At 41.0% G+C, this 11,349-nt stretch carries 13 protein-coding genes, 2 tRNA genes and 1 riboswitch (1 of these 16 only partly in view); of the genes, 5 read left to right on the top strand and 10 right to left on the bottom strand.

The genetic code is table 11. The features are described from left to right. Positions 1-20: 20 nt before the first annotated feature. A riboswitch (TPP riboswitch) is annotated at positions 21-120 on the top strand. Positions 121-154: 34 nt separating this feature from the next. Then, positions 155-811, top strand: a complete 657-nt coding sequence (thiT, locus tag DWX65_RS14145) for an energy-coupled thiamine transporter ThiT (RefSeq protein WP_117698327.1) — start codon at positions 155-157, stop codon at positions 809-811. Between the two features lie 181 nt (positions 812-992). Here thiT and DWX65_RS14140 read toward each other — a convergent pair whose 3' ends face one another. After that, positions 993-2,366 carry a sodium-dependent transporter gene (locus DWX65_RS14140; protein ID WP_118173690.1) on the bottom strand — a complete coding sequence of 458 codons (1,374 nt, stop codon included), beginning with the start codon at positions 2,364-2,366 and terminating at the stop codon, positions 993-995. Positions 2,367-2,749: 383 nt separating this feature from the next. Between DWX65_RS14140 and DWX65_RS14135 the strand changes: the two genes are divergently transcribed. From DWX65_RS14135 to DWX65_RS14130, 3 genes are read left to right on the top strand one after another with little or no spacing between them, the layout of a single operon-like run. Beyond that, positions 2,750-3,217 (top strand): Hsp20/alpha crystallin family protein, encoded by a 468-nt coding sequence (locus DWX65_RS14135; protein ID WP_118173689.1) that lies wholly within the window; start codon positions 2,750-2,752, stop codon positions 3,215-3,217. 50 nt (positions 3,218-3,267) lie between these two features. Continuing rightward, the gene (locus DWX65_RS15540; protein ID WP_255415056.1) at positions 3,268-3,393 is read left to right on the top strand and encodes a hypothetical protein; all 126 of its coding nucleotides are present in this window, start codon (positions 3,268-3,270) and stop codon (positions 3,391-3,393) included. 31 nt (positions 3,394-3,424) lie between these two features. Beyond that, a complete protein-coding gene (locus tag DWX65_RS14130; RefSeq protein ID WP_118173688.1) occupies positions 3,425-3,865 on the top strand; it encodes an Hsp20/alpha crystallin family protein in 441 nt (146 codons plus the stop codon). A 130-nt stretch (positions 3,866-3,995) separates the two neighbouring features. Here the strand turns inward: DWX65_RS14130 and DWX65_RS14125 are convergent, their stop codons facing one another. Continuing rightward, entirely contained in the window at positions 3,996-4,469 is a 474-nt protein-coding gene (locus tag DWX65_RS14125) for a methylglyoxal synthase (protein WP_117842334.1), read from the bottom strand. A 217-nt stretch (positions 4,470-4,686) separates the two neighbouring features. Then, positions 4,687-4,760: transfer RNA gene (locus tag DWX65_RS14120), tRNA-Pro, on the bottom strand. Positions 4,761-4,926: 166 nt separating this feature from the next. Between DWX65_RS14120 and DWX65_RS14115 the strand changes: the two genes are divergently transcribed. Continuing rightward, entirely contained in the window at positions 4,927-7,245 is a 2,319-nt protein-coding gene (locus DWX65_RS14115) for a GGDEF domain-containing protein (RefSeq protein ID WP_158564750.1), read from the top strand. 96 nt (positions 7,246-7,341) lie between these two features. On the opposite strand, the gene DWX65_RS15045 is transcribed toward DWX65_RS14115, so the two are convergent. The 7 genes from DWX65_RS15045 to DWX65_RS14090 form a co-directional block, all read right to left on the bottom strand. Beyond that, positions 7,342-7,479 (bottom strand): hypothetical protein, encoded by a 138-nt coding sequence (locus DWX65_RS15045; protein ID WP_156454671.1) that lies wholly within the window; start codon positions 7,477-7,479, stop codon positions 7,342-7,344. Between the two features lie 70 nt (positions 7,480-7,549). Then, positions 7,550-8,665, bottom strand: coding sequence for a 3-dehydroquinate synthase (gene aroB, locus DWX65_RS14110; protein ID WP_118173686.1), 1,116 nt, complete (start codon positions 8,663-8,665; stop codon positions 7,550-7,552). A 141-nt stretch (positions 8,666-8,806) separates the two neighbouring features. Continuing rightward, a complete protein-coding gene (locus DWX65_RS14105; RefSeq protein WP_118173685.1) occupies positions 8,807-9,706 on the bottom strand; it encodes an NAD-dependent epimerase/dehydratase family protein in 900 nt (299 codons plus the stop codon). Positions 9,707-9,742: 36 nt separating this feature from the next. Further along, positions 9,743-10,207, bottom strand: a complete 465-nt coding sequence (locus DWX65_RS14100) for a GNAT family N-acetyltransferase (protein ID WP_118173684.1) — start codon at positions 10,205-10,207, stop codon at positions 9,743-9,745. 84 nt (positions 10,208-10,291) lie between these two features. After that, a complete protein-coding gene (locus DWX65_RS14095; protein ID WP_147326032.1) occupies positions 10,292-10,771 on the bottom strand; it encodes a hypothetical protein in 480 nt (159 codons plus the stop codon). A gap of 75 nt (positions 10,772-10,846) precedes the next feature. Next, positions 10,847-11,014 (bottom strand): hypothetical protein, encoded by a 168-nt coding sequence (locus DWX65_RS15230; protein ID WP_022242825.1) that lies wholly within the window; start codon positions 11,012-11,014, stop codon positions 10,847-10,849. A 294-nt stretch (positions 11,015-11,308) separates the two neighbouring features. Continuing rightward, positions 11,309-11,349, bottom strand: a tRNA-OTHER gene (locus DWX65_RS14090); it runs 65 nt beyond the window's last position.

Here is an 11,349-nt window from a genome sequence, read left to right as displayed (position 1 = left end):
TACAAACTGAAAACAAAACATTGCTTTGCTAGGGGCGCCTTTGGCTGAGAAACGTATCTGCGTTGACCCTTATTACTTGAACCGGATAATACCGGCGTAAGGAAGCACATAGTTCAACCTCCTGGCAGAGTATCATCTTTAAGGAGGATTTTTTATGTCAATTTTTGCAACATACGACGGCTCATCTTACCAGCTTACCACCGCAGGTTTTACAGCCCTCGTTATCATCATGATTGCCATTCTTCTGATTGGCTGTGCTATCTTCGGTGGAAAGAAGAAATTCAGTGCAAAGCAGCTTGCATTTTCAGCTATGGCAATTGCCCTTGCCATGGTAACTTCCATGATTAAACTTTTCGATATGCCAATGGGCGGTTCCGTTACTTTACTGAGCATGTTATTCATCGTTCTGATTGGTTACTGGTACGGTCTGGGTGCCGGCTTAACCGCAGCTTTTGCTTACGGAATTCTGCAGTTAGTCGTTGACCCTTACATCATCAGTGTTCCACAGATGTTAGTGGACTACCTCTTCGCCTTTGGTGCATTAGGCCTTTCCGGACTTTTCAGCAAATCCAAACATGGACTTATCAAAGGTTATATCGCTGGTGTATTAGGTCGATACTTCTTCGCATTCCTTTCCGGCTGGATTTTCTTCGGCATGTATGCTCCGGAAGAATTCCCGAATGCAGTGGTATACTCTCTTGCTTACAACGGTGCATACCTTGGTGCAGAAGCACTTATTACATTAATCATTATCTGTCTGCCACCAGTCCAGAAGGCATTGAATGCCGTTAAGAATATGGCAAATTCATAATATGATTCTGTCCAAAAAGAGCGTCTTTTCTAATTAGGAAAGAACGCTCTTTTTGATTACGCGAGTAGCGAGAAAAATCGCATGCTTGCATGCAGATTTGACGAGCACCGCGATAACTCGAGAAACTCGCAAAGCGTGTTTCTCGTAGTTGCATTTCTGTATTTTCTTAATTTGTCATTCATTACATCTGAATCCATCCAAAAGCATTTGCTATGGAACTGATTAAAATAATCGCTGCAAAGATCGGACAAAGGTATTTTATCATCACCGTAAATATCTTTTTCCTGCGGAACGGGTTGCCGCCCCGGGTTACTTCTTCTTCAATCCGCTGCACTCCCACCACTCTTGATACCAGAAGGCAGGTTGCAATAGCTGCAATCGGCATCATCACGGAGTTCGTCAGGAAATCAAAGAAATCAAGAATCTGCATTCCGATAATTTTTACATTCGCCAATGGTCCATATCCCAGTGTGGAAAGACTTCCCAGAAGAAGCATTACAATGCCGACAATTACCGTTGCTTTCCGTCTTTCCCAGCCCAGTTCATCTTCAAAAGTCGATACTGCACTTTCCGTTAATGCAATAGAACTTGTGATTGCTGCAAACAGCACCAGTACAAAAAACAAAATTCCGACTCCGGTTCCAAGTCCCATGCTGTCAAATACTTTTGGAATCGTAATAAACATCAATGATGGCCCCGCCTGCAGTGTTTCCGGATTTCCACCGGAAAATGCAAAGACTGCCGGAATAATCATCAGCCCTGCCATCATGGCAATCGCTGTATCGAAGATTTCCACGTTCTTCGTGGACTCCTCAATAGAAACTTCCTTCTTCATATAAGAACCAAAAGTAATGAGAATTCCCATGGCGATGGACAGGGAATAAAACATCTGTCCCATGGCTGTTACTACCGTCATCCAGGAAAAATTTTCAAGATTTGGAATCAGAAAATATTTAACTCCTTTTAATGCTCCCGGTCTGCTTACGGAATAAACCGTTATTAATATAGAAAGAACAACCAGCACCGGCATCATAAATCTGGATACCCGCTCAATACCATTCCGGACGCCGGCAAAGATAATCCCCAACGTAAATACCGCAAAAAAAGCAAAGCAGATTTCTGTGGAAAGCCCGCTGGAAATGAAATTGGAAAAATATCCATCCGATGCAAGTTTACTGCCATTTCCCCTGATATATTCCACCAGATATTTCATTACCCAGCCGCCAATTACAGAATAATATGGCACGATTAAAACCGGAATAATCGCATTTATCCAGCCACCGAAAGAGAGCCAGCGGGATTTTCCAAAGGTATGATATGCTCCCACCGGGCTCTTCTTCGTCATTCTTCCGATAGAAGTCTCCGCCATAATCATCGTATATCCAAAAGTCAGTGCAAGTATAATATAAATCAGCAGAAAGATTCCTCCCCCATACTTTGCCGCAAGATATGGGAATCTCCATATGTTTCCCAGTCCAACAGAAGCGCCTGCTGCTGATAATACAAACCCTATCTTCCCCGAAAATGTACTTCTTTTCTCATTCTGTGTCTTCATTTTGTTTTTTCTCCTAAACTCATAATTTCCATGACGCAAAGTTATAGAAATCATAACACAGTCTCATAGTTCCTGCAATATTCTTTCCTTTTTATCATGCTACCCCTTATTTCCCCCTATATTTCTGCATTATATATCCATATATTTCATTTGTTTTTACAGTGCATTTCCATGTTTTTTCTTTGTTTTTGCACAATTTGTGTTTTTTCACAAATTTTTCACAATTTTATTAGCACTCACCTCTTGACAGTGCTAATAATTGGTGCTATAACGTAGTCAGAACAAAGGAGAGGAACAAAAAAAAGAGTTCCTAAAACATCCCGGTTCCAAAGAAACAAGGTAAACAAGCATAAAATGATTTATTAAAAAAGGAGAGATGACTTATGTTGATGCCTAGTATTTTTGGAGAGAATTTATTTGATGACTTCTTTGAGGATTTTCCATGGATGGACGATAACATGGATATGAAAAAAACTGAGAAAAAACTTTACGGTCGTAGAGCCGCACGTCTGATGAAGACAGATATCAAGGAACAAGATAATGGTTATGAACTGGTCATTGATTTACCTGGATTTAAGAAAGACGAAGTAAGTGCTTCCTTAGAGAACGGTTACCTTACCATCAGCGCTGCCAAAGGTTTGGACGAGGAAGATAAAGATAAGAAATCCGGCAAGTACATCCGTAAGGAACGTTATTCCGGAGCCTGCAGCCGAAGCTTTTATGTCGGCGATGCCATTACTGAAGAGGATATCAAAGGCGAATTTAAACATGGTATCTTAAAACTCTTCGTTCCGAAGAAAGAAGCAAAACCTGCTGTGGAAGACCACAAGTACATTGCCATTGAAGGATAACAGAACTTTATATGGTATCTGATTCAGATTAAGAAAGGAAGCATGTTATTATGTCAGATAAAAATCCAAAACATCCATTAAAGAAGAAGAAAGTAAAAGCTAAAATTAATGTAGCCGACCATGAGGCTGTTGAGGAAGCCAGAGAAGCTCACAGAAACAAGAAACATTATTACTAATTACAATAGACTATTTCAGGAGGAATGACTTATGTTAGTACCAAGTATTTTTTCAAACAACTTTGTAGATGATATATTCGATGATGTATTTCCATTCGGAGCTTACAATGCTCCTGCAGCAGACAACCGTGCTGCCATGAACACTGACGTTAAGGAATTTGACGACAGATATGAACTGGAATTTGAACTTCCGGGCTTTAAGAAAGAAGATATCCAGGCTGAGCTGAAAGACGGATACCTCATCGTCAATGCCAAACACCAGGACAACAAGGACGAAAAAGGCAAAGATGGCAAATATATCCGTAAAGAACGTTACTATGGCTCTTACCAGCGTAGCTTCTATGTCGGAGATGGCGTTACTCAGGATGACATCAAAGGCGGTTTTGAAAATGGCATCCTGACTCTGACCGTTCCGAAGAAAGAAGCAAAACCTGCTGTGGAAGAAAGGAAATATATTTCTATTGAAGGATAATGAATATCATAACAACTTAAAGTTTAATTTATAAACTGGCAGCAGCAGACGGATTCGTATTTTCCATCTGTTGCTGCCAGCTTTTTATAATTAACTCTGCAATATTAATTCTTTTTCTCTGCTCCAGCTGTTACTTTATCGTCGATGCCCGCTGTCTGATATTCTTATTAAAATTAATCACATTGTGATTATATTCTTCATCCATCAGTTCAGAATGAATCATAAAATCTGCGGTCGCTTTATTATTGGCAATCGGAATGTCATAGACCTGGGCAATACGAAGCAATGCTTTTACATCCGGGTCATGAGGTGCTGCAGTAAGCGGGTCTGAAAAGAAAATAACGAAGTCTATTTTTCCCTCTACTATCTTGGCACCAATCTGCTGGTCTCCACCCAGCGGGCCACTATTATAGCCCTTAACCGGCAGTCCCGTCTGGTCTGTAATCATTTTTGCTGTTGTTCCTGTTCCACACAGAAAATGTTTCTTTAAAGTCTCTGCATTGTCTTTACACCACTGAATCAGTTCTGCCTTTTTCCCATCATGGGCAATCAATGCAATATTTTTCTGTTTTCCGATTGTCAAAGTAAGAAAATCCGGTTCCATACTCATATTGTGTCTTCTCCTTTATTGTATTATTTTCCAACCATTTCATTTATCAAGTGAAAATCAACTCCTGATAAACAATTGCAGCTCGCCAATCACGCTTATATGTTGACTTGCTTACGCTCATTATAACATGACAGGATGATTCCAGACAATGTTTGGGTAGAAATCTTCATATAAAAAACGAGTACACTTAACAGTCTACTCGTTTTTTTCGTCGATGCGACAGGATTTGAACCTGCGACCTCTGCGTCCCGAACGCAGCGCTCTACCAAGCTGAGCCACGCATCGTTATTTAATTCTTTCACACGCTCAACTATATTAGCATATATCGCATTTTTTGTCCAGTAATATTTTTATTTTCTTTTCTACTTAATCGTTTTATGTTATACTTAAGTCAATCATAAGAATGGCTTTTACAATGCCAAGTAACTTTTTTACCAGAGAAAGGCACATTATGGAGAACAACCAGAGACCAACCATTGCAATTATGTTAGGTGACACCCAGTCCAGCTACTCAGAAGACTTACTTCGGGGTTTCTATACCTGTGCCAGAGAAGAAGATGTCAATATTATTTTTCTGATGGGACCTCAGATGCCACAATATTGTAAAGATATTTTATCCTGCAGCTTTGACGGGGACTATAATTATCAGTTCGATACCATTTATGATTATGTACATTTCAGCAAGCCGGATGCACTGATCATCACTTATGGTTCCCTTTCTATTTTTAAAAGTAATCAGGTAAAAGCGGAATTTCTTTCCCATTACAAAGATATTCCATTTCTGATGTTAGAGGACACACCGGACGATCCGGACATCCCATATCTGATTGCTGACAACTACAACGGCATGCGGCAATGTATCGAACATCTTGTGAATGTCCATGGCTATCGTAAGATTGCTTTTGTAGCAGGACCAGCTAACAACAAAGACTCCAACGAACGGCTGAAAGCCTACCGAGATGTTATGGTGGAACATCAGCTTCCGGTCACGGATGATATGGTCGTCTATGGCAACTACTCAGAGCTTGTCACCGAGCAGGTGGAATATATCTTAGACCACAACCCGGGATTAGAGGCAATTGCTTTTGCAAATGATAATATGGCAAAGGCAGGATACCGCGTCTGTGCTGCAAGAGACCTTTTGGTGGGACATGACATTGCCATTACCGGTTTTGACGACATTGACCACGCAAAAACCATGGAGCCACCACTGACCAGTGTTTCCCACAGCAGCTTCCAGTTCAGCTACCAGGCATTACAGAATGCGCTTATGCTCTGTCAGGGAAAGAAGCCACAATCCTGCCGGATGTCAGCCATTTTTCACCAGAGGAGCTCCTGCGGCTGCCAGCTGCACACCGGCTTTACCACACTGCGTCATATCAGCATGGAGCAGCTGCACGATTTTATACACCAGCAGGTCGATGCTATGGCTGAGGAATTATTCTCTTCCATTTCATACGAAAAAGATCGTAATTACTATACCGAAGTTCTACATGCATATTTTGAAAATATATATGAAGAAATCTTTATCCGGAAGGGAACTGACTTCTCCAACGAGCCTCTGATTCGTTATCTGAGAAAGCTTACTGCATATCCCCATATTTCCGGAGAAATGCTCTTAGAGCAACTTACTTCATTACTCCGTACACTGATTAACTTCTCGGAGGAAGAACTGCTGCAGACACAGCTTTCCGGCATTTTATCCTTTACCCAGCAATACGTTCATTCTGCAGATGTCTTCCAGCTTGAAAAAGAAATCATGGATTCTAACCGGAAAGCCTGGTTTGTACCTTCCTTTACAAGAGATTTGATTAACTCCGGTGCCAATTTCAAAGAAACGATTACACATATCATGGAGCGGCTGCATCTGATGAATGTCAAAAGTTCCTTCTTTTTCTTCTTTGACAAACCGGTCATTCATCAGGAAAATGAGCTTGCAGAGTATCCGGATGAAATCTATCTGGCAGCATATTACCATGATGAAAAATCAGTCTACCATGAACCGGGCAAACGTCCAAAAGTAACGACTGCCAATGGATTTTCCAGTTTTCTTCCAAAGGAACACAGCCACTGCTATACATCATTTATCCTCTTTTCCGGGGATGAACAGTTCGGTCTGCTGCTTTGCGAAGTGGAACAGAAAGATATTTCCTTTATGCAGATTTGCAGCCTCCAGATTGGTGCACTCCTGCATTTTATCCAGTTAAATGCCAGCGAACGCCAGATTCAGAAAGAATTACAGGATTCCATGAAAGTCATTCAGGAGCAGAACAGCATCTTAAGCTATATCTCCGAATATGACGACTTAAGCCAGCTTTTGAACCGCCGTGGATTTATGGAACGGGCATCCCATGCTATAGAATCCAATTCCGGCAAAAAGGCTTATCTTCTCTTTGGTGACTTAGACCACTTAAAAGAAATCAATGACTGTTTCTCACATCTTGCCGGTGATTTTGCATTGCGTACCGTATCTGAACGGCTCCGGAAATGCCTGCCGAAAGATGCCATTACTGCAAGACTCGGTGGAGATGAATTTGTATCCTTTATCTTAACAGATATACCGGATTTCAAAGAACAGCTTTTAAAGAATCTGAAAGCAGAGAGCGATGCTTTTAATGCCGTATGCGATAAACCTTTTTATGTAGAAATCTCTGTCGGCATCTACGACTTCTACTGTAATCCGCAGATGAACTTAACAGACATTCTCAAGCACTCTGATGCAATCCTCTACGAGGAAAAGGTCAAACGGCGTGCAAGTATTAAAAAGTAGGCTATGTTTTTCTATAAGCTGTAAGAAACACACGCTATGAAAATAGCGGAAAAAAAGCCGGATGGTCAACCCATCCGGCTTTCTGAAACCGCTCTTTTATTCATCCATTCCCCATTTATCTTTCATGTACTCTTTTCCGAATCCAGAACCGATATTTTCATTGATTCTACGTCCGAAGCAGGCATAAAATCCAATCATTGCGGCGAATATCAGAATTCCAATAAATATAACCATAGTAAGCACCCTCCCTGCGTCACTTTGTTTTTCCAAGTATAACATAAGCCACCCGGAATGTCATCTTTTTCTATTTCATATTCATAATAATCTCTCTTGCGACAGCTTCCTCTACCGGTGTTGCAAATACACCCTCTTCAAATTCCACGATTCCGCCAATTCCTTTTTCTACTACGAAACGAAGTTTTCCATCCCGGACTTTCTTGTCCGTATATAATTTCTTAACCAGCGCTTCTCTATCGATATATTCCGGAATCTCTACCGGCAGCTTCGCTTTCTCCAGCAGATTCTTCACTTCTGCCTTCTCTTCTTCTGTCATATAACCAAGTCTGTGGGCAAGTTCCGTCTGTGCAATCATTCCAATGGAAAGTGCTTCCCCATGAAGTAGTTTATAATCACTGACTGTTTCTATGGCACGTCCTACGGTATGTCCAAGATTTAAGATTTCCCTTAAGCCCTGTTCTTTTTCATCCTTCATTACCACGGCATATTTTATCTGACAGTTCTTCTTTGCGATGTATTCACAGGCTTCTCTGTCTCCCGCGAAAATATCTTCCATATGTTTTTCCAGGAATTCAAACATTTCCTTATCTGCCATGCAGGCATGCTTGATTGTCTCTGCCATACCACTGGAGAGCTGCCGCTGTGGCAATGTCTTCCATGCAGCAATATCAAGATATACCTTCTCCGGCTGATTAAACAGCCCAATCAGATTCGTTGCCAATGGCGTATCTACTGCTGTCTTTCCTCCGACCGATGCATCTGCCGCCGCCAGAAGTGTCGTAGCATAATTAATAAATGGCACGCCTCTGCCATAGGTTCCTGCCAGAAATCCAGACAAATCCGTCACTACACCGCCGCCCACGGCAATGATGCAGCAGTCTCTCCGAAAGCCAGCCTCAAGCATGGCATCTTCTACTTCTTCCTTTGTCTTTCTGGTCTTACTGGTCTCTCCTGCCGCAAAGACAAATTCTTTTGCCTGATAACCTGCTTCCAGCAGCAGTTCCACAATGTGGTCTGCGTAAAGTTCCTTTACAATGCTATCTGTAATTACTGCAAACTTCTTAATCTTGCCAACCAGTCCATTTTTTAAATCATCAATTAATTTTTCCTGTAACTGGTAGCCAATCTCTATTTCATAGCTGTCATCTACTACTTTTTTTAATTCTACCTGAAATACGCTCATGTTTTCTCCGTTCTATCCTGTGTCTTGTAAATCTGCGTCTGTCTCAGATTTTTATTTCGTTTATTATACTATTTTGCTCTTTTCTCTACAACCACCGAAACTCTAATCGAAAGAAATTCCCAGTTTGTGAAATATCCTATTTCATGCCAGATGTTCCTCTATGTATGTAATATATGGCTTCTTATTTACCTTATCCTGATTTGTCACATACCAGTCATAAGCTTCTTTTAACCCATCCGCCAATGGCTTTGTTTCTTTCATAAGTGCAAGCTGTTTCCTGACATCCAGTGCATATTCATAATTATAAAAGCTGAAGTAATTGCGCTGTTCTTCCTCCGCTGGAACTTCCACAAACTCCGGCTGCTTTCCTGCCGCCTGATAGCACAGAGTTACCCAGTCACGAATGGATATGCTTTCTTTATTTCCAACATTGAAAATATGCTGCTTTGGTTGTTTTTCCACCAGAATATCTATAAATCTACACAAATCCTCCACATGAAAAAATTGCAGCTTCATGCCGCCCTCCTGTGGCAGATAAAATTTCCGGTTTTCCAATGCACAGTCAAATACAAAGGCTTCCCGGTATACATTATTCATCGGTCCATATAAATAAGGCGGTCTAAGGATATATGCCTTCGGATTTCTCTGCATCAGTGCTGCCTCAGCCGCTATTTTATTTGTTCCATATGCACCCCAGTGCACATTTTCTGCAAGCTGTATTTCTTCCGTAAATGGTGCCGGCGCATATTCCGGATATACGGCACTTGAACTTATAAGGACATAATCTTCGTAACTTTCCAATGCATTCAGCAAGTCCGCTACATCTTCTCCGGTATATGCCGTATCAACCACAATATCAAAATGCAGTCCCTGCAATGCATCACCAATTGCATGCCGGTCTGCCTGAATCAGTTTTACAGCCGCCGACTGCGGTCTGGTGTTTCGATTTAACACATAAACCTCATCGCCCTTTGCCGCATAATACTCTGCAATAAACCGACTCACAAATACAGTGCCACCAGTTATCAGGATTTTTCTCATACTTCTCCTCCTTGTGCATGGGTTTCTATGAAATTTTTATTTTCCCCGCTCTAATGTTAAAACCATACATTCTTTGGATTCGGTAAATCCGCAGGCATGATACAAGGCTCTGCCACTCTCCGTTGTATCCAGACTCAGTTCTGTCACACCACGCAATTTGGCTTCATTTATCAGAAGTTCCATCATGTGGCGGGCAATTCCCTGTCCACGATAGTCCTTCTTCGTATATACATTCATAATATGTCCACGTTTTCCGGTAGGATGGACAAATGTCGGCATGACCTCAATATAGCTGACCGATGCACAGCCAACTACTTTTCTTCCATCCATTGCCAGAATGGTTGTCTGGTTGCCATCTTCAAAATACAATCTGCTGCTGTCGATCAGATTATCCGGAAATGTATAATCCTCTGACAAATCATTTACTTCCCGCAGCATCTCCAGCCGGGTACTCATCAGATTCTCCATATCTCTTCGTGACGCATTCATATATGTTATCATAATCATTCCTCCAGGTCGCATTTTTTCTGTCTTCTTCGTACAGCAGTATCATATCACAGAACGGAGGAAATAATACTTAATTTTTTATGATTCTTTGATTTCCATATAAAATGTCACATTCTTACAATCATATCCTACGAACTTCAGTCGATTTTTTCCCTCTTTCAACTGAATAGAATAGGTAGTCAGTTCATTCACTTCAGAATCCGGCGTACATTCCACCACCGTTGACACATTTCCATCCTCATCAATCTGCACCAGCTTTGCTTTTCCTTCATCCAGCGTAAACACAAGCGTTATATCTACCCACGTCGCGCTGCTGCAATTCGCTTCCCAGAGTGTCTCCCTGCCATCAAATTTTCCAACGGTGTATGTCACATTATTTCCATAATTATTCAATACACTATTTGTTTTAGCATACCGGTCCCCACCCTCTGCTATCTGAATATCTGAATCGTACTGCTCTTTTGCAAATTTATTATTACAGCCAGTAAGCAATAGCCCCATAACTAAAATACATACTATGCCAAATCTTTTCATTTTCCCTGTAATCTTGTTTTTCATTCTATTTTTAATCTTCCTTTTCATTTACACTTCCTTTGCGTTCTCTCTTCTTTTCCGTTCACTCTTCCTCTTCATTCACTCTTCTCTATCACCGATTGCATGAACAACGCAGGCAAATCCCGCAACCATCGAAAATAAAATAGCTCCTCCCATTGAATTGTCCAAAAAAGCCCCCATAAAGAAACCTACAATTCCCGCAAGTACCATAATACAAACTGCATCCACTGCTTTAAATTTTCTCATAAAAATACCTCCGTTTTTTGCGCTCTTCTTGTTTTTAACTTCTATTTACCCACAACAATTTACATATCATATTATACTTATTATTGTTTCGCATGTATATAGCTTATCTTTAGCTTTCTTTTATGAATTACTTTTTGACTTTCTTTTTTTAATGAAATAAAGACGAAGGGGTTCAAAAATGCCCTTGAAGATGGGGTGAAGATGAATATTTAGGCTTACTTAGCACTACTTCCGATTACTCACAAAAATGGCGGAAATACTGTATTTATCAGCATTTCCGCCATTTTCAACGACTGAGACATCGGGGATTCGAACCCCGGACAACTTGATTAAAA

This window comes from Roseburia sp. AF20-18LB (genome assembly GCF_003461185.1).
GTDB lineage: Bacteria > Bacillota > Clostridia > Lachnospirales > Lachnospiraceae > Roseburia_C > Roseburia_C amylophila.
Note: the sequence above shows the minus strand (reverse complement) of the source record. Positions and strands in the feature narration are given on the sequence as shown.